Here is an 18,621-nt window from a genome sequence, read left to right as displayed (position 1 = left end):
GAATGGGCCTGGTAAGGCCCATTCTTTTTAACAGCCAGCCTGCGCAGGCAAAAGTGTGTCCGCGAAGGTTTATTGAGCGGGCACCACCGTTGTGGTCTCGCGCAGGATACCGCCACCTTCCACGCTGCCGCGTACAGTGGTGTCCTGACCGCGCATGGCTTTCAGGCAGTCTTGCTGCCGATCAGCGGGCAGACGATGGCACCGTGCCTGACGATTGGCCTCCAGATTGTGATCCTGTTTGTCCAGCTTATGCTGACGCTCGGCCTGCAAGGCGGCACCAGCCTCACGACGGCAGGTGGTCCGCTGCTCACCGGTAAATTGCTCGCAGCGCTGGATGTCGTGGCGATAGTCTTTGGTCGGGGTTTGAGCCCAGGCAGCAGAGGACAGTAAACCTAGACTGAGCAAGCCTGCACTCAGGATTCGGGATGGGCGTGTATGTAGACTCATCAATCTCACTCCTTTACTTGCTAAGGGAATCACCGGCTTGGCGAGCGCTGTCACGAGTAGGTATGAGCAGGCCGCAAAGCCCCAAAAGCAGCTGCGTATAAGGCAATCCCTGACACGCAGTAAACCCCTATCAGTATAAGTGGAGCAGTTGCAAGTGAGGGTAATAAAACTTTTCCAACTCCTTACTGGCGGGTTTGCTCCTGGGGCTCAGGTTGTGGCGGAAGGAGGTCTGCGGGCAGGGGGGCTTTGTGCGGCATGTCCAGATAGCCGGGCTCATCGGGCCCGTATTCGGCCAGACGTTGACGATATTCACGTTTGATGGCGGCACGCATCAAAAAAATGGCGGTGACCGGGGAGGTAATGATCAGGAGCACGCTGATGATGAGTGGATGCAAAATAGGACGGCTCATCAAATGGCTCGCGCTGATCGCCACAGCCAGTACCATGAAAAATGTTCCTAGCGTATTTCCCATTGTTGGGGCGTGAATACGCGAGTACACATGCTTGAAACGCAGCAGGCCCGCCGAGCCGATCAAGGCCACAATGCCGCTTAGCACCAGTAAGAGGGCGACTGGAATGGCAAGCCACCAGGGCAACAATGTGTCTGTCATGGTTCGATGACCTCGGCGCGCAGCAAAAACTTCGCCATCGCGGCGGAGCCTACAAAGCCAAACAGGGCAATCAGCAAGGCAATGTCAAAGTACAGGGTTGAATCAAAGCGGATGCCCAGGGCCAGCAAGGCCAGCATGCCGTTGATGTACATGGTGTCCAGTGCCAGTACGCGGTCAGCGGCGGATGGGCCTTTGAGCAGACGGATGACGGCACAACACATGCCCAGAACAAAGCAGCCCAGGGCAAACTGACAGGCCCAGTAAACAATATCGATCATTGGAAAATCTCCAGCAGCGGGGTTTCATAGCGCTTCTGAATCGTGTCTAACCATACCTGCTCGTCCTGAAGGTCCAGAATGTGCAAGGTCAGGATGCGGGTCTTCTCATCAAACCCTGACCAGACCGTGCCAGGCGTGTAGGTAATGATGCAGGCCAGAGCAGCCAGAGCATGCGGATCGGTCAATCGCAGGGGGATGGCCAGAAAACCGGGACGCGGCGCCTTGCTGCCTTTAAGGACCAGTTTGCCCACGGCGATATTGGACAGCACGATGTCCCAGGCAACTTGTCCAATCAGCTTTAAGGCCAGAAATGGGTGACGGATGCTGGCCTTGACGGGCCGGAACGGGATGGCTGCCAGACTCAGGGCAGTAGCCAGAAACAGGCCCAGCACCAGATAGCCTGGCGATAGCGAGTCGTTCAGCAGCAGCCACAGGCCCAGCAAGAGCAAGGGCAGGAACAGGTGTTTGGTATAGCGTCTCATCACAGTCCCTCCGCCTGAACGGAGCGCACAGGGTTTTGTCGCAGGACTGAACCAATATAAATACGTGGTTCATCCAGTTGCTGAGCAGTCTGTTCCAGGTACGTGGTGATGGGGCCGGCATACCAGCTCAGAATCCCGCAGGCGACAATAATGCTGGCAATTGGCGCTGCCTCGATCAATTTCAGACGAGGGATGGTCAGTGAGCTATTGCTCCAGAACAGACGAATGCCCACCCGCACCATGGCGATCAAACCGGCCACTCCTGAAATCAGGACCGCGGCGGTCAGAATCCAGGCGTTCAGGGGTTCCGGTGATTGGCCCGAAGCCTTGAGTGCGGCCGTCAGCAAGGACAGCTTGGCCACAAAACCGGACAGGGGAGGCAGGCCGACAATCAGCAAGGCGCAGGCAATAAAGGACATGCCTAGAAAAACCATCACGCCGGGGATGGCGACGCCGACCACATCATCGCTATGGTCTTCGGATTCAGGGTCATCCAGATCAAAGACTTCCTGGCTGACAGCCAGTAGATCGGCGCCAAAGGGTTTGGTGCGGCTGACCAGTTCCAGCAACAGGAAAAACGCGCCCAGCGCCAGCACGCTGCTGAGCATGTAGTACAGGGCGGGACCTGTCAGAATCACGCCGGGCATGCCCAGTGCCGCCAGCAAGGTGCCCGAGGACACGATGATGCAATAGCTGGCCAGGCGTTCGGGTTGTTGGGCCGCTATGACACCGATAGCCCCAAACGCCAGGGTGGCAATTCCGGCAGGGAACATCCATGCTACGCCGAAGGCCGCAGGAGCACCCGTGGGCAGGAGCAAGGAGCCGATACGCAGCAAGGCGTATATGCCTACCTTGGTCATGATGGCAAACATGGCGGCGACCGGTGCGCAGGCATTGCCATAGGCGTTGGGTAACCACAGGTTCAGAGGCCAGGCGGCCGCCTTGATCAGGAAGGCAATGCCCAGGATGGCCAGGGCTGCCTCAAATACCAGGCGGTCCGAATCCGGCATGGAGCCGGCGCGCAAGGCCAGGTCTGCCATGTTCAAGGTGCCCGTGACGCCATACACCAGCGCAATGGCGATCAGTAGCAGGAACGAGGAAATCAGATTGACGGCGATGTAGTGCAGGCCGGCACTGACACGCGCCGCGCCTGATCCGTGCAACATCAGCCCATACGATGCCGCCAGCAACACCTCGAAGAACACAAACAGGTTAAACAGATCCCCCGTCAGGAAGGCACCGTTCAGCCCCATCAGCAGTAGCTGGAACAAAGAATGGAAATGGACCCCTACGCGATCCCAACGTGCCAGCGAATAGAACCAGCAGCAAAACGCCAGTACATTGGTGAGCACCAGCAAAAAGGCTGCCAGCCGGTCTACGACCAGCACAATCCCGAAGGGGGCGGGCCAGTCACCGAGCAGGTACACCCCGACCGATTGCGGCCAAATGGGTGCCAGCGTCCCATCGGCCAGCAAGAGCAGATAGACGGCACACAACAACTGGGCCAGCAAGGAGGCAAAGGCGATCAGCAGTTTGTAGTGACGGCGCTTGTCGCGCAGCATCACCATCAGGGCCGCGGCCATCATGGGAATGGCGACGGGCAATACGGGCAGGTGTTGATTGAGCAGACTCACAGGTCGTCTTCCTCGCGGCCATCAACGTGGTCGGTGCCGCTCAGGCCGCGGTTGGCCAAAATAACAACCAGAAACAAGGCCGTGGTGGCAAAGCCGATCACAATAGCCGTCAGTACCAGGGCTTGCGGCAAGGGATCGGCATAGCTGGCACCCAGCTCACTGCTGTTAATAACGGGCGCGGCACTGATGGTGAGTCGTCCCATGCTGAAAATGAACAGGTTGACGGCGTAAGAGACCAGGGCCAGTCCCATGATGACCTGAAAGGTACGCGGGCGCAGCAAGAGCCACACGCCCGAGCCCGCCAGGGCACCAATCGCAATTGAAAGCACGATTTCCATTATTTATTCTCCATCCCGGATGCAGCGTTCGAGGCGGATTGCAGCGACGGCAGTTTGCGATAAAAACGTAATGACTGGTGGGCCAGCGCGATCAGAATCAGGATGGTTGAACCAATCACCAGCATGAATACGCCAATATCGAAGATCAGCGCACTGGAGGTATGTACCTCGCCGATCAGGGGCAGGTGCAGATCCCAGCTTTGGGCAGACAAAAAGGGCTTGTTAAAGACCCACACCAGCATGGCGGCTACGCCAGCAGTCAGCAGACCCAGACCAATCCAGGTTTGAGGCTGAATCAAGGGGCGCGATTCCATCCATACCACGCCACTGACCATGTATTGCAAGATGATGCCAGTAGCCATAATCAAGCCGCCCACAAAGCCGCCGCCGGGCAGGTTGTGACCCCGCAGCAGGAAATACAGGGCAATCAGGGTGGAGATGGGCAGCAGCAATCGCAGCAACACGGCTGGGATCTGCATGATGCCCTCGGGCAGAGGTGTTTTGGGGTCGGGCTCAACAAAAACGGCTTCACGGCTGTCTTTGACGTTCTGACGACGGGCCAGCGGCTGAGCGATGGCCTCGATGGGGGGCCGGAAGCGTCGCAGCAGCGCAAAGACGGTCAGCGCCACAATACCCAGTACGACGATTTCGCCAAAGGTATCAAAGCCTCGGAAATCAACCAAAATCACATTGACCACATTTGCGCCACCGCCCAGGGGCAGGGCCTTCTCGATAAAGAAGGGCGAAATTCCGCTGGGGTGGGGGCGGGTCATCATGGCGTAGGCCAGGGCGGCGATCCCGCCGCCGGCCAGAATGGCAATGATCAAGTCGCGACTGCGGCGCAACAGGGCACGTCCACTGTTGTCCTGAGCGCCCGGCATGTCGCTGACACGTTGTGGCAGCCAGCGCAGGCCCAGCAGGATCAGCACGACAGTGACGACTTCCACGGCCAATTGCGTCAAGGCCAGGTCGGGCGCCGAGAGCCAGGCAAAGGTCAGGCTGGTCACCAGACCGGCGCCGCCTGAAAGGAGCAGGGAAGCCGGGCGATGGAATTTGGCCTGACGCGCCGCGCCGATGGCGCAGGCGATGCCGACCACCCACATCAGGGCGAAGAACGGATCAATCGGGGTGAAGATAGTGGATTTGAACCAGTTGCCGCGAGCCAGCGGCAGGGCCGCCACACTGATCGTCACGACGATAATCAACAAGATCTGGCGCTGCAGACGCGGCGAATACAGTTTGCCCACCGCCCAGTTGGCTGCCACTTCCAGGTACTCCATGGCCAGCTCGAAAAAGCGGCGGCCATCGGCGCGTGTCAGCAGCGGGGTGCGCCCTTGGCGGTTCTTATAGAAGCGGTTGATGATAAGGACCAAAATCACGCCCATGACCGTTGCCACCAGACTCATGACCAAGGGCAGATTGAACCCATGCCACAGGGCCAGGTCGTACTGAGGCATTTCACTGCCCAAAATAGCGCTGGCAGCAGTATGCAGGAAGGGCCCGAAGGTCAGGCTTGGCATAATGCCCACCAGAAGGCAGGTCAGCACCAGAATGGCGCTGGGTATGAGCATCCGGCGGGGTGGCTCATGGGGCTCGCGGGGCAGATCCTTGGCGACGGGGCCAAAAAATACCTGTGCAATGAAGCGCAAGGAGTACGCCACGCTAAAGGAGCCGGCAATGACGGCTACCACCGGCAAAGCGTATTCCCAGGTATTGCCGTTGCTGGCCAAAACAGTTTCGGCAAAGAACATTTCTTTGGAAATGAAACCGTTCAGCAGTGGGACCCCGGCCATGGAAGCGGCTGCAACGGTTGCCAGTGTGGCTGTCAGGGGCATGGCATGGCGCAGCCCGGACAAGCGGTTCAGGTTTCGGGTACCAGTTTCGTGATCCACAATGCCGGCCGCCATGAACAAAGAGGCCTTGAAGGTGGCATGGTTCATCATGTGAAAGACCGCAGCAACCAGGGCAAGGGGGCTGCTCAGGCCAAGCAGCAAGGTAATCAGGCCCAGGTGACTGATGGTGGAGTAGGCCAGAACCCCTTTCATGTCACGCTGGAACATGGCCACGTAAGCTCCCAGTGTCAGGGAGCACAAGCCGGCACCGCCAATAATGACTGCCCATTCCGTGGTGCCCGACAGCACCGGCCACAGACGGGCCAGTAAGAATACGCCGGCTTTGACCATGGTGGCCGAGTGCAAATACGCCGAGACGGGAGTGGGGGCTGCCATGGCGTGAGGCAACCAGATATGAAAGGGAAACTGGGCGCTTTTGCTCAGGGCGCCCAGAGCAATCAGGATCAGCATCCCGGTATACCAGGGATGATTGCGAATCTGCTCGCCCGACTCCAGTACCACGCTCAGATCGTAGCTGCCTGCGGCCTGGCCGAGCATGAGCACGCCTGCCAGCAAACAGAAGCCTCCGGTGCCGGTGATGATGAGCGACATGCGGGCGCCCCGGCGTGCGTCCATGCGGTGATACCAATAGGCAATCAGCATGAACGAGGACAGGCTGGTCAGCTCCCAGAACACGACCATCTGGATAAGGTTGCCCGACAGCACGACCCCCAGCATGGAACCCATGAAGGCCTGCAAAAAGGAAAAAAAGCGTCGTACCGGGTCCTGGGCAGACAGGTAATAGTGCGCATACAGGGCAATCAGCGCCCCCATGGCCGTGATGATGATGCTAAAGAGCCAGGCATAACCATCCATGCGCAACTTGAAGGTCAGGCCGTGGGCTGGAATCCAGGAACGGGAGGACTCGAGCACCTCTCCGCGAGCGATGTCCGGATAGGCGTAGAGGGTCAGTAGGGCGCAGGTAACGGCGACAGCGCCGGCAAGAGATGCTTGGAGTTTGCGAGAGTTCGCGGGCATCAGGGAAGATAGCAAGCTGCCGATAAACGGCAGTGCTAGGATCACGAGCAAATACATCTGGCTCCAACAGGCAGTAATTTAGGCGGCTAGCGCTTAATAATACGATATATGAAGCTAATTTCAGCCCAACAGTCATAAAAAAAGCGTTTTTTTAGTTCTTGTGGCCTTGATGCAGGTCAAGCGTGTACCCGCGATTTTCTCTCACAATGAATGCTTGACTAGAAGAAATCGGTCTTTTGCAGGAGGACCCTCTATGCCGCAAACCTTGGAAGCATCGGACGCCAGCGCCCCGACCACACAGGATATCGAGATCTCGGAAGCCTTGATTCGGCGCTTTGATCGTTCCGGACCGCGCTATACCTCCTACCCTACCGCAGACCGTTTTTTTCAGGATTTCCCCGCACAGCCCTACATTCATGAGCTGTCGCGGCGCGCCCTAAGCAGCAGCAATCCCCCCTTGTCGGTTTACGTGCATATCCCGTTCTGCCAGTCGCTCTGCTATTTCTGTGCCTGCAACAAGATCATCACTCAAGATCGCAGCAAGAGCGAGCAGTATCTGGATTACCTGCTGCGCGAGATCGATATGGTCACCCAGTATATGGGGGAGGACAGACGCACCGAGCAACTTCACCTGGGCGGCGGCTCGCCCACTTTCCTGGACAATGAACAACTCATCCGGCTGATGACCAAGCTCAAGGAGCAGTTCATGTTCACGGCCGATGCTGAGCTGGGCATCGAGATCGATCCACGCACCCTGTCCGACGACACACTCCAGAACTTGGCGGCTCTGGGCTTTAACCGTACCAGCTTTGGGGTTCAGGACTTTGACCCCAATGTGCAAAAAGCCATTAACCGTATCCAGCCTTTCGAGATGGTCGAACGTGCCATCGAGCAAGGCCGGGCCGCTGGCTTCCAGTCCATCAATACGGATCTGATTTACGGTCTGCCCTTGCAGACCCTGGAGAGCTTTGCATCCACCATTGATTTACTGGTGCAGCTGAGGCCGGATCGGATTGCCTTGTACAACTATGCGCATCTTCCCACTCGCTTTAAGGCTCAGCGTTTAATTAACGAAGAACAGTTGCCCGATGCCGACCAGCGTCTACAACTGTTCCTGATGTCCTCGCAGCGCCTGCTGGATGCGGGTTATGTCTATATCGGTCTGGATCATTTTGCACTGCCCAACGACGAGTTGAATCTGGCCCGCCTGGATGGCAGCTTGCACCGCAATTTCCAGGGTTACACCACGCGGTCAGCCTGTGATTTGGTGTCCTTTGGCGTTTCGTCCATTGGGCAAGTGGGGACGATGCATGTGCAAAATGCCCGCAGTCTGCGCAATTACTACGCCGAAATTGACCAGGGGCGTTTGCCCATCGAGCGTGGGATTGTGATGCAGCAGGACGATCGCCTGCGCGCCGAAGTCATCATGCACTTGATGTGCAGCATGCCCGTACCGATTGCGCGTCTGGAAGCGCGTTACGGCATCGATTTTGCCAGTTACTTTTCCGCTGAGCTGCAAGAGCTCAGCAGCTATGCGCAAGCGGGCTTGCTGACCGTCGACTCTCAGTCCATTCAGGTCTTGCCCAAGGGCCGTTTGTTTGTGCGCGCCTACAGCATGGTGTTTGACAAGTACTTGAGCCAGGAAAGCGGCGCACGCTATTCCCGCCTGATTTAACACCGTGGCCGTTGTCAAAGACGGCCACCTTTTTATTGCCCTGTTTCTGGTCCCGACGTGGCCGGCAGGTTCTTGCATCAACCTAAGGTATTTACATCGTGCTAAAGACGGATTTACGTCTCATGTCCCTGAAGGGAAAACTGCTTTTGCCTATTGTCCAAGGCGGCATGGGAGTCGGTATATCGGCGTCCCGACTGGCCGGCACTGTGGCTGCACTGGGCGGGCTGGGAACCATCTCCAGCGTGGATTTACGGCGTCATCACGAAGACCTGATGGACAGCACTCAGGGTGAAGTCGAAAAAGGTGTGGTCGATGCGGCCAATTTGCAGGCGCTGGATCGTGAAATCAATCTTGCCCGAGAGCGCTCGGGCGGCAATGGCGGCATCGCCGTCAACATCATGAAGGCGGTTTCGCAGTATCCCGAGTATGTGCGCCAGTCGTGCGAGAGCGGTGCGGATGCCGTGGTAGTGGGTGCCGGTCTGCCGCTGGACTTGCCCGAACTGGTGCAGGACCATCCCAAGGTCGCGCTCATCCCCATTCTGTCCGACGTGCGCGGCGTCACCTTGCTTGTAAAGAAATGGCTGCGTCGCAAGCGATTGCCCGATGCCGTTGTTCTGGAGAATCCCCGGTATGCGGCTGGCCATCTGGGCGCAGCCGATGATCAGTCTCTGAATAAACCGGAATATGCGTTTCAGCGCGTGCTGGAGGGATGTCGTGCCTTATTCCGAGAGTTGGGCCTGGAGTCCGAGCGCATCCCTTTGATCGCTGCCGGTGGGATTCACCGTCCTGAACAGTTGCGCCAGCTTATGGATTGGGGGGCGGATGGCGTGCAAATGGGGACGGCGTTTGCGGTGACCGAGGAAGGCGATGCCCACGAGAATTTCAAGCGTGTTTTGCTGGATGCGGAAGCCAAAGACATCGTGACCTTCATGAGCGTGGCCGGATTGCCGGCTCGTGCCGTGCGTACACCGTGGCTGGACGCTTATTTGCACAAAGAGAAAAAACTGCAATCGGTGGCTCGCGAACGGCCGTGCACCGAAGGCTTTGACTGCCTGGCTCATTGCGGTTTGCGCGACGGTGTGCAGCGTCATGGACAGTTTTGCATTGACCGTCAATTGGCGTATGCCTTGAAAGGCGATGTACAGCGGGGTCTGTTCTTTCGCAGTTCAGAGGCCTTGCCTTTCGGCAAGGCCATGAAGTCTGTGCGCGAACTGATGGACTATATGTTGAATGGTCGCAGCAAAACACCGGGTGTGGTCCCTGCAGTCTAAGGACCGGGGCTGGGCGAACTGTCTGGGGTGCGAACTGAAGCAGGACGCTCTCCAGACTAAGGCGCGCAAGCGGTGTCTTAGCCCTTGAGCTCGCGTATCAGGCCTTCTTCAGCCGCATCGATGGTATGGACAGCTTCCCGTCGTTGTGTCTCCAATGCCAGACGACGGGCAATCTCATAGCACTCCTCGATGTGCTGGTTGCCGACCTTGCGCAGTACGACAAAGCTGATAGAGGCAGAAATGGCACTGCCTATCAGCGGGACATATTTGGCACCATATTTACCGGCCAGCTTTTTTGCTCCCAGACGCACCAGAATATTGATGATGCGATCAGTGCTCAGAACGCGGCCCACCAGGCCCAAGCCCATGCTTGTTCCACCGACCACCACCAGCTTCTTCAGCTCGGGGCTCAGGGCGTCCACATCGCTGGCCGTCAGTCCAAAGCGGGCATTAATAATGGGGATGACCTTCATTAAAATGGCCACGTCGGTACCTACGTCCACGCCGGGAACAGGGACAACGGCAGCGGCGGCTGAAAGCAGGGCGCGTCGACTGATCAGTTTGCGACATTCCTCTCGGGTCTTATCCAGTTCCTGCAGGGTCATGGTGCTCATGTGTCTTTCCTGAAATCGAAGCGCTTGGGTCTTCACAAGCCTCACTCTATATGGGGTTAGTGGGCTGGTTTTCCAGTGCTGCTGTCTGTTCGTATGGCATTTATCGTAGTTGATGTCGCCAGTTTGAGGAAAAAAGGGGGTGTTTGGTCGCATTTGAAATTTTTACTTTCAAATGCCATGTTTGCCCCTTCAAAGCCATTGCGCCGTGATTTAAAGTCCGGCGTTTTTTTTGTTGCACTTGGTGGCATTCTTTAAGCATGCATGTAAGAGTTTATACACGCTCAGCGTAGCGGATTTCCATTAAACTGGCGCCGAAAATAGCATATCCATAGGGGAAGAACGATGCATCGCCAGTCTTTGCTGGGCTTGATGTTCTTGCTGGGCGTCAGTAGCGCCCAAGCCATTACGATTAGCAGTTTTTCGCCCCAAGGGGCGACGTCCGATTTACGGGATGTCAAAGTTACCTTTGCCAAGCCCGCTGTTCATTTTGGCGATTCACAACTGCCGGCACCTGTCCAGGTCCAGTGTGATGATCCTTCCGTTGCGGGGCAGGGCCGCTGGCTGGATTCCCGTCGCTGGATTTATGAGTTTGATGAGCGACCAGGACCTGGCTTGACTTGTACCGCCGTGGTGTCCAAGAGCTTTCGCAGCATTAATAATGAAGCGATTAGCGGACCGGCTCAATATCGTTTCAATTCCGGTGGCGCCATTTTGGAATCCAGCCGCCCGTATTACAGCATTATTGATGAAGACCAGGTATTTTTATTTAATTTCAATGCGCCCGTTAATAGTGCTTCTTTAGTCAAGCACGGGTATTGCCGGGTTGAGGGCATTGGCGAGCGCATTGGCCTAAAGGCCATTGAAGGTGCGCAGCGTGATGCCCTGGCTCGTTCTGCCTTCTATGTGGATGAGGTGGATGAGCGTTATCAGGCCGTGCAATGCGCGCGTCCTTTGCCCGCCGATGCCAGCGTGTCGGTTGTGCTCGAGCCGGGCATCACGACAGCGATTGCCAATCGCAAGGGCGTGCCTAATACCGACCGCTATACCTTCGATTTTTCAGTGCGGCCACATTTCACGGCTTCGCTTTCTTGTCTGCGCGAACGCGCTGAGGTGCCCTGCACGCCTGTTGGCAGTGTGGCTGTACAGTTCTCGGCACCGGTTGCCTATGAGCACCTGCAGCAGATTCGTCTACAAGCCGGCGACAAGGTATGGGAGCCTGTGTCCGACCGGGATGAGGCCTGGCAAGACCGTGGTCCCGGCCAGAATGTACGATTTGAGGGGCCTTTTCCGGAAAATGCCCAGCTGACCATCCAGGTTCCAGACTCCTTGACGGACGATGCCGGGCGGCCCTTGCAAAATCCCGAGGTCTTGAGCAACGGCATGAAGACGACGACGTATCCGCCGCTGGTCAAGTTTGTGGTGGAGCCTTTTGGGATTGTCGAGCGCTTTGGTCATGCTGATCGCGATGGCTCGGATGACGCTGACCCACCCGCCATTGGTTTGAACTTGCGTAATGTGGAAGCGAATCTGACCACTCAGCAGATGCTGGTGTCGGCCGGGCAGGTGGGGGCGATGGCGGTCAAGGACGATAAGGAGGTCCTGGCCTGGTATTCCCGGCTGCGGCAGCTTAACTATTCCTGGTCGGTGGCAGCGGACACGCTGAAGAGCATGATGGGCAGCGATTTTCGCGTAACCGCTCCCATCGATCAAAACGGTTATCTGGATCTGCGCGCTCAGCCTCTGCTTCAGGGCAAGGATCTTAAAAAGCTTGATTTGCCCGGCATGGACCAGAAAAACGAGCGTCCTTTTGAACTGATTGGCGTGCCGCTGAAAGAGCCCGGTTTCCACGTTCTGGAAGTGGCCTCGCCGCGCTTGGGCGCCTCCTTGCTGGAGTCGGCGGGCACCATGTATGTGCGTAGTTCGGTGCTGGTCACCAATCTGGGGGTACACATCAAGCAAGGTGGTGATGACCTGCTGGTTTGGGTCACTACCCTGGATGATGCCAAAGTCGTGCCCGGCGCCAAAATCCGTGTCATGAATTGCCGCGGCGAAGAGCTGGTGCAGGGCGAAACAGGGCAGGACGGGGTTTTTCATCACCCCCATCCTGTCTCCAGCCCGGATTATTGCAATGAGACTGGCCTGTCCGGCCTGTTTGTGACGGCCCGCATCGATAAAGACAACCCCATGGCCAGGGGCAAAGACGAGTTCAGTTTCGCGCTGAGCGAATGGAACGCCGGTATCGAGCCATGGCGCTTTAATGTGCCCTATAACTGGGGCGGTCGCGATGAGCCGGTTGCGCATAGCGTGATGGATCGCAGCCTGTTTCGTGCCGGTGAAGTCGCGCACATGAAACATTACCTGCGTGAGCGGGTACGCGATGGCTTCAAGGCTTCAGTTCGTTATCCCGAGACGATGATCGTCGAACATGAAGGCAGCGGCAAACGGATTGAGTTGCCACTGAAATGGCAAAAAACGGCGGCCGGTAGCGTATTTGCATTGACCGACTGGACGATCCCCAAGGATGCGGAGCTGGGTGTCTACCGACTGCGAACCGAAGGCGAGAACCAGTACTTCAATTTTGGCGATTTCCGTGTTGAGCAATTCAAGCTGCCTGTGCTGGGCGGTAGTATCAAGTTAAGTGATGGTCAGGATCGTCCCTATCTGATCAGTCCTGAGCAGATGCAGGCTGATCTGCAGCTGCGTTATCTGTCTGGTGGCCCGGCGGATTTCCTGCCTGTACAACTGTCGGCGGTGGTGCGCAGTCAGTCGCCCGCGTTCAGCACTTACAGTGACTACAGCTTTGCGCCGCCTGAAAAAGCGGATCAGTCGGCGATGTCAGAGGCTCGCGTTTTCTTGAACAAACAACGCTTCCAGCTCGATGCCCAAGGCGGGTTGCGTGCCAAGCTGGATCAGTTGCCTGTAGTGGATCAGCCTTCCGAGTTTTTGGTGGAGGCGACGTTTTCCGATCCCAATGGCGAGATTCAAACCCTGACCCAGACGATTGCGGTATGGCCTGCCGATGTGGTGGCGGGCTTGCGTGCAGGCACTTGGTTGGCGGCGGGTTCATCCACCCAGCTCTCGGCTATTGCCTTAAGCCCTGACGGCAAGCCCTTGAAGAATGTACCAGTCCGTATTGAGGCCGCCAATGTGCAGCGCTTCTCGATTCGTAAGCGTATGGTGGGCGGGTTTTACAGCTACGACAACCAGGAGCAGCGCCAAGACCTGGGTACGGTCTGCGAGGGACGCAGCGACGAACAGGGGTTGGTGCAGTGCGATGTAAAACTGGAGAAAGGCGGCCAGGTGGAGCTGCGTGCCATTGCGCGTGATGACAAGGGCCGTGAGTCGGTGGCCGCCAGCACGGTCTGGGTCAGCGGTTCGGGCTCGTTGTGGTTTGGTGGTCAGAATGATGACCGGATAGATGTCATTCCTGCGAAAAAGACCTGGGCGCCGGGCGAAAAGGCGCAGTTCCAGGTGCGAATGCCATTCCGTGAGGCCACCGCCCTGGTGTCGGTGGAGCGCGAGGGTGTGTTGCAGGCCCAGGTTGTCCAGCTCGAAGGCGACAATCCGACCGTCAGCGTGGAGATCAAACCCGAATGGGGGCCGAATGTCTACGTTTCCGTGCTGGTGCTGCGGGGGCGTCTGCGTGATGTTCCCTGGTACTCCTTTTTCAGCTGGGGCTGGAGCCAGCCTCTGACCTGGTACAAGGCCTACTCGGAAGGGGGGGGCGAGTTTGTGGCCCCGACTACCACGGTAGATTTGTCCAAGCCCAGCTATCGCTTTGGTCTGGCCGGTATCGAAGTGAGTAGCCAGCAAGATGCGCTGGATGTGAAAGTCAGCACGGATCGCAATCAGTACGCCATCCGTGAGCAGGCCCAGGTGGATATTCAGGTTCTCAAACCGGATGGTTCACCCGCAGCCGGTGCTTCCGTGGCCCTGGCGGCCGTGGATCAGGCCTTGCTGGAACTGAGCCCTAACACGAGTTGGGACCTGCTCACGGCCATGCGTGCTTTGCGGGGTTACAACGTGCAGACCGCTACAGCACAGTCCGAGATTGTGGGACGTCGACATTATGGCCGCAAGGCGGTGGCAGCAGGCGGTGGCGGCGGCAAGAGCCCCACCCGCGAGTTGCTCGACACCTTGTTGCTATGGAAGGGCAATGTGGAGCTGGATGCTCAAGGACGCGCGACCGTGACGGTCCCCCTCAAAGACTCCTTGACCCAGTACCGCATCGTGGCCGTTGCCGATTTGGCTGGTGAGCGTTTTGGCAGTGGCTCCGCCCAGATCGTCACCACGCAGGATCTGCAGATCATTCCTGGTTTGCCCGCGATTGCTCGCGAAGGCGATCAGTACCAGGCTCAGCTTACGCTGCGAAACAGCAGCCCGCGTGCCATGACGGTCAACGTGCAGGCACAGTACCGTGGCAAGGGCTTGCCATCAGCCGCCTTGCCTGAGCAAACCGTTGAACTGGCTTCCGGTTCGGCCAAAGTGGTCTCCTGGCCCATAACGGTCCCAGCCTCCAGTGGCTCGGCTGATTCGCATCAGTTGGAATGGACACTGGATGCGCAGGAAGTGCTGCAGGCGGCGGGCAAGAGCAAACCTGCCAAGGACAGCCTCTCCATCAAGCAGGAAGTCTTTACGGCCACGCCGGTAACGGTTCAGCAAGGAACGCTGGTGTCCGTGTCCATGGAGCAGCCATTGAACATGTCGGTGCAAGTGCCGGCCGGCGCCCTGAAAAATGAGCAGGGCGGGGTGCAGGGCGGCCTGCAAATGTTGTTCCGTTCCTCCTTGGGGGGCGGAATGGAAGGGGTGCGGGCCTGGTTTGAACGCTATCCTTATACCTGCTTTGAACAGCAAGCCTCCCGCTTCATGGGCCTGCGTGCTGAAGGCGCATGGGCTGGTCTGATGCAGCGTCTGCCTTCCTATCTAGACCAGGATGGCTTGCTGCGTTATTTCCCCAGCAATTACGGTTGGGGTAGCCGTGTACTGACCAGCTACATTCTGGATATCAGTTACATGGCTCAGTCCATGGGGCTGAACTATCCCATTCCTGACGGCTTTCGCAACGAGATGCTGCAAGGACTGGATAACGTGGTCAATGGCCGAATCCCGTCCATGCAGACCGTTTCTCGCCAGGAGCGGGATATCGAAGTCATTCGTGCGGTTGCCGTATTGGCGAAGTACGGCCGTGCGCGCGTCACAATGCTCGATTCGGTCGAGTTGAATTTGCAAAGCTGGCCGACCGATATTCTGCTGGCATGGGTGGATCTGACCCAGCGCCTGCCCGGGATCAAGCAAGCTGCGCAAAGCCGTAAAGAAGCACTGGGGCTGATTCAGGCACGTCTGATCAGCCGCGGAACCCGTCTGGTGTTTGGCGACGATGCACTCAATGGCAGTCCCTGGGCCATGACCAGCCGGGTGACCAATCAGGCTCGCCTGATGCTCTTGGTCAATGAGATGCCTGACTGGACTGAGGACATGCCTCGTCTGGCCCAAGGTCTGTTGGCCGAGCAACAGCGTGGTGCCTGGCGCATGACGACGGAGAACCTCTTGGGCAGCCTGGCCATCGAGCAATTCAGCCGTCATCACGAGCAGGCCCCGACAGGACAGTCCATGGTGATTCTGGGCTCCGAAACGGCCCAGGTGGTGGACTGGGATATGCTGACACCCGACGGCCAGGGCGTACGCTCCACCAAAATGGATGTGCCTTGGCGTGGCGAGCAGGCAGACAACTTGAGCGTTGAGCAACTAGGTGAGGGCAAGGCCTGGATTGACGTTCGCTCTCTGGCCGCTGTGCCGGTGACCAAGCCTGTGGCGGCCGGTTTGAGCATAGAGCGTCAGGTTCAGGCTGTGGAGCAGGCCAAACCAGGCGTGTGGAGCCGTGGCGACATCATGCGGGTGACGATCAAGGTCAAGGCGCAAGGCCAGGCCAGTTGGGTGGTCGTGTCTGACCCGGTTCCTGCCGGCGCGACCATTCTGGGCAGTGGACTGGGTCGGGATTCGGCCATGGCCACGGCTGGTCAGACGCAGTCCGGTCAATGGCCCAGCTTTATCGAGCGCCGCTTCGATGGTTACCGGGCGTATTACGAGCGTTTTGAGGAAGGCACGACGGAAGTCAGTTACACACTGCGCCTGAACACGGTGGGCCAGTTTGTATTGCCGGCCACGCGGGCCGAGGCTTTGTACGAGCCCGATGTTTTTGCTCTCTGGCCTAATGAGCACGTTTTGGACGTTGTGGATGCGCCAAGCCATTAAAGCAGGGTTGCTGTTGTCGGGACTGGCCCTATGGGCCAGCTCCGGACAGGCCACACCCAGCTATGAAGACGTTCGTCAGTCCTTCCGATCGTCTGATGTGCAGGTCCTGGATCGCCAGGGCCAGCTCATCCAGCGGGTGCGACTGGACTTTCATCAACGGCGCGGCGACTGGGTGGCGCTGGAGCAGATTTCCCCGGCTTTGCAATTGGCGGTCTTGATGTCCGAAGATCGCCGTTTTGAATCGCATGGCGGGGTGGACTGGCTTTCAGTGGGTTCTGCGGCCTGGGACGGTGTGTTTGCGGGACGGAGCCGAGGCGCGTCCACCATTACCATGCAGTTGGCCGGGCTGTTGGATCATACGCTGCTTGGCGGACGGGGCGGGCGTTCGGTGTGGCAAAAACTGGATCAGGTAGTTGCCGCTCAATCATTGGAAGATACCTGGACCAAACCGCAAATTCTGGAGGCTTACCTCAATCAGGTAGCCTTTCGGGGCGAGCTTGTCGGGGTGGATGCGATGGCACGCACCCTGTTTCAAAAGCAGGCCGCTGCGCTGGATGCACGCGAGTCAGCGATTGCTGCCGTTTTGCTGCGAGGCCCCAATGCCTCGGCCTTGACGGTCGAGCGTCGGGCCTGCTTGACCTTGCAGGCAATGGGACGCGCCCAGCAGTGCCAAGCATTAAGTCATCTGGTGCCTGTGGCCTTGCGTCGAGCCGGGCAGGCACCACTGGGGCAGACGCAACTGGCGCCGCATTTCGCCCGCTGGGTTCTGGAGCAAAGTCCACAGACCGAAGCAGGGGATCGCTTGCACACTACCCTGGATTCGCGTCTTCAACGGCAGGTTCAAGCCAGTGTGCGACGACATCTGCTGGATCTGCGCACCGCCCGTGTGCAGGATGCGGCCGTAGTGGTGCTGGATAATCATCAGGGGCAGGTGCTGGCCTATGTGGGCTCCAGCGGCGACCTGTCCGAAGCCGCGCAGGTCGATCATGCCCGGTCTTTGCGTCAGGCAGGTTCCACGCTCAAACCTTTTCTATATGAGCTGGCCATCGAGAAGCGTCTGCTGACGGCCGCTTCCTTGCTGCAGGACTCACCCTTGAATCTGCCAACCGGCAATGGTCTGTATATTCCACAAAACTACGATAAGCAGTTTATTGGCTGGGTTAGTGCGCGCAATGCTTTGGCTTCGTCCCTGAATATCCCTGCCGTACGCGTTCTGACCTTGCTGGGGCCGGCCAGTCTGGTGGAGCGTTTGCGCGAACTGGGGCTTAATTTGCGGCAGGACGGTGATTTTTATGGTTACAGCCTGGCCTTGGGCAGTGCTGATGTCACCTTGCTGGAGCTGACCAACGCGTACCGTGCTCTGGCTAATCTGGGCCAGGCTCAGGCGGTAAACGTGCGTATGGATCAGTCCATGGCAGCGTTTCGTCCCGTCATGGACCCTGGAGCCAGTTGGATTGTGGGTGATATGTTGTCTGACCGTCAGGCCCGTGTGCTGACCTTCGGCTTGGACAGTGCCTTGAGTACCCCGTTCTGGAGCGCGGTCAAGACCGGAACCAGTAAAGATATGCGTGATAACTGGGCTCTGGGCTGGACGGAGCACTACACAGTGGGCGTCTGGGTTGGCAACAGTGCAGGACAAAGTATGCAAGATGTATCCGGCGTCAGTGGGGCCGCACCGATCTGGCACGAGGTCATCTCTGTCCTGAACCAGTACAGACCCGGTCGTCAAACGGTCCGGCCAGAGCAGGTGCAGCTTCGACAAATCGTGTTTGTGCCGGCTTTGGAGCCCAGTCGTGAAGAGTTTTTTGTAGAGGGCACGCAGACCGATCGTATTCAGTTGAACGATGCAAATCTGGCCTATGCCGGTCCGGCCCGTATCCAGGAGCCCGTCGACGGTACGATCTTGGCCTTGGACCCGGATATTCCGCCGCAAAACCAGCAACTGCGCTTGCTGGCGCAGGGGCAAATCAACGAAGCGTTGGAATGGTGGGTCCAGGGCGTGAAAGCGGGCGGTGGGGCCCAAGTGCGTATTCCCCTGGTACCCGGTACGCTGCGCATTGAACTGAAAACCGAACAAGGTCGGTTGATGGACCAAGTCAGTGTACAAATTAGAGGTGCACAAATGACAAGCTTTAACAAAGATTAACCG

General features: G+C 58.0%; 13 protein-coding genes. 5 read left to right on the top strand and 8 right to left on the bottom strand.

Annotation, left to right across the window (positions count from 1 at the left end):
- Positions 1-69: 69 nt before the first annotated feature.
- The 7 genes from FE795_RS10350 to FE795_RS10320 form a co-directional block, all read right to left on the bottom strand.
- Complete coding sequence (locus tag FE795_RS10350) at positions 70-447, bottom strand: hypothetical protein (protein WP_219234895.1); 378 nt, start codon at positions 445-447, stop codon at positions 70-72.
- Positions 448-629: 182 nt separating this feature from the next.
- Complete coding sequence (gene mnhG, locus FE795_RS10345; RefSeq protein ID WP_003799467.1) at positions 630-1,058, bottom strand: monovalent cation/H(+) antiporter subunit G; 429 nt, start codon at positions 1,056-1,058, stop codon at positions 630-632.
- Positions 1,055-1,336: a K+/H+ antiporter subunit F gene (locus tag FE795_RS10340; protein ID WP_003799468.1), complete on the bottom strand. Its 282-nt coding sequence runs from the start codon at positions 1,334-1,336 to the stop codon at positions 1,055-1,057. Before FE795_RS10340 ends, mnhG begins: the two co-directional genes overlap by 4 nt.
- On the bottom strand, positions 1,333-1,818 hold the full coding sequence (locus FE795_RS10335; RefSeq protein ID WP_003799469.1) for a Na+/H+ antiporter subunit E: 486 nt from the start codon (positions 1,816-1,818) through the stop codon (positions 1,333-1,335). Before FE795_RS10335 ends, FE795_RS10340 begins: the two co-directional genes overlap by 4 nt.
- Positions 1,818-3,404, bottom strand: coding sequence for a monovalent cation/H+ antiporter subunit D (locus FE795_RS10330; RefSeq protein WP_407927747.1), 1,587 nt, complete (start codon positions 3,402-3,404; stop codon positions 1,818-1,820). Before FE795_RS10330 ends, FE795_RS10335 begins: the two co-directional genes overlap by 1 nt.
- A gap of 44 nt (positions 3,405-3,448) precedes the next feature.
- Positions 3,449-3,790, bottom strand: coding sequence for a Na+/H+ antiporter subunit C (locus tag FE795_RS10325; protein WP_219234893.1), 342 nt, complete (start codon positions 3,788-3,790; stop codon positions 3,449-3,451).
- Positions 3,790-6,717, bottom strand: a complete 2,928-nt coding sequence (locus FE795_RS10320; RefSeq protein ID WP_003799479.1) for a monovalent cation/H+ antiporter subunit A — start codon at positions 6,715-6,717, stop codon at positions 3,790-3,792. The genes FE795_RS10325 and FE795_RS10320 overlap by 1 nt, the downstream gene beginning before the upstream one ends.
- Positions 6,718-6,913: 196 nt before the next feature.
- On the opposite strand from FE795_RS10320, the gene hemN reads away from it, so the two are divergent.
- Positions 6,914-8,335 (top strand): oxygen-independent coproporphyrinogen III oxidase, encoded by a 1,422-nt coding sequence (hemN, locus tag FE795_RS10315; RefSeq protein ID WP_059317542.1) that lies wholly within the window; start codon positions 6,914-6,916, stop codon positions 8,333-8,335.
- A gap of 122 nt (positions 8,336-8,457) precedes the next feature.
- Entirely contained in the window at positions 8,458-9,606 is a 1,149-nt protein-coding gene (locus tag FE795_RS10310; RefSeq protein WP_059317543.1) for an NAD(P)H-dependent flavin oxidoreductase, read from the top strand.
- Positions 9,607-9,683: 77 nt separating this feature from the next.
- Here FE795_RS10310 and FE795_RS10305 read toward each other — a convergent pair whose 3' ends face one another.
- Positions 9,684-10,220 carry a hypothetical protein gene (locus FE795_RS10305; RefSeq protein WP_003799485.1) on the bottom strand — a complete coding sequence of 179 codons (537 nt, stop codon included), beginning with the start codon at positions 10,218-10,220 and terminating at the stop codon, positions 9,684-9,686.
- A gap of 93 nt (positions 10,221-10,313) precedes the next feature.
- Here FE795_RS10305 and FE795_RS10300 point away from each other — a divergent pair, with 93 nt between their 5' ends.
- From FE795_RS10300 to pbpC, 3 genes are all read left to right on the top strand, one after another.
- On the top strand, positions 10,314-10,475 hold the full coding sequence (locus FE795_RS10300) for a hypothetical protein (RefSeq protein ID WP_219234891.1): 162 nt from the start codon (positions 10,314-10,316) through the stop codon (positions 10,473-10,475).
- 87 nt (positions 10,476-10,562) lie between these two features.
- Entirely contained in the window at positions 10,563-16,472 is a 5,910-nt protein-coding gene (locus tag FE795_RS10295) for an alpha-2-macroglobulin family protein (RefSeq protein ID WP_219234888.1), read from the top strand.
- Positions 16,456-18,618, top strand: a complete 2,163-nt coding sequence (gene pbpC / locus FE795_RS10290) for a penicillin-binding protein 1C (RefSeq protein WP_219234886.1) — start codon at positions 16,456-16,458, stop codon at positions 18,616-18,618. The genes FE795_RS10295 and pbpC overlap by 17 nt, the downstream gene beginning before the upstream one ends.
- The last annotated feature ends 3 nt before the right edge of the window (positions 18,619-18,621 follow it).

This window comes from Alcaligenes ammonioxydans (genome assembly GCF_019343455.1).
Taxonomy (GTDB): Bacteria; Pseudomonadota; Gammaproteobacteria; order Burkholderiales; family Burkholderiaceae_B; genus Alcaligenes; species Alcaligenes ammonioxydans.
Note: the sequence above shows the minus strand (reverse complement) of the source record. Positions and strands in the feature narration are given on the sequence as shown.

Excerpts from the sequence above, each read along its gene's own strand:
- FE795_RS10330 (WP_407927747.1), bottom strand. The coding sequence starts at position 3,404 with ATGATGGCCGCGGCCCTGATGGTGATGCTGCGCGACAAGCGCCGTCAC.
- FE795_RS10340 (WP_003799468.1), bottom strand. The coding sequence starts at position 1,336 with ATGATCGATATTGTTTACTGGGCCTGTCAGTTTGCCCTGGGCTGCTTT.
- FE795_RS10305 (WP_003799485.1), bottom strand. The coding sequence starts at position 10,220 with ATGAGCACCATGACCCTGCAGGAACTGGATAAGACCCGAGAGGAATGT.
- pbpC (WP_219234886.1), top strand. The coding sequence starts at position 16,456 with ATGCGCCAAGCCATTAAAGCAGGGTTGCTGTTGTCGGGACTGGCCCTA.
- FE795_RS10295 (WP_219234888.1), top strand. The coding sequence starts at position 10,563 with ATGCATCGCCAGTCTTTGCTGGGCTTGATGTTCTTGCTGGGCGTCAGT.
- FE795_RS10350 (WP_219234895.1), bottom strand. The coding sequence starts at position 447 with ATGAGTCTACATACACGCCCATCCCGAATCCTGAGTGCAGGCTTGCTC.
- FE795_RS10300 (WP_219234891.1), top strand. The coding sequence starts at position 10,314 with ATGGCATTTATCGTAGTTGATGTCGCCAGTTTGAGGAAAAAAGGGGGT.
- hemN (WP_059317542.1), top strand. The coding sequence starts at position 6,914 with ATGCCGCAAACCTTGGAAGCATCGGACGCCAGCGCCCCGACCACACAG.
- FE795_RS10320 (WP_003799479.1), bottom strand. The coding sequence starts at position 6,717 with ATGTATTTGCTCGTGATCCTAGCACTGCCGTTTATCGGCAGCTTGCTA.
- FE795_RS10325 (WP_219234893.1), bottom strand. The coding sequence starts at position 3,790 with ATGGAAATCGTGCTTTCAATTGCGATTGGTGCCCTGGCGGGCTCGGGC.
- mnhG (WP_003799467.1), bottom strand. The coding sequence starts at position 1,058 with ATGACAGACACATTGTTGCCCTGGTGGCTTGCCATTCCAGTCGCCCTC.
- FE795_RS10310 (WP_059317543.1), top strand. The coding sequence starts at position 8,458 with ATGTCCCTGAAGGGAAAACTGCTTTTGCCTATTGTCCAAGGCGGCATG.
- FE795_RS10335 (WP_003799469.1), bottom strand. The coding sequence starts at position 1,818 with ATGAGACGCTATACCAAACACCTGTTCCTGCCCTTGCTCTTGCTGGGC.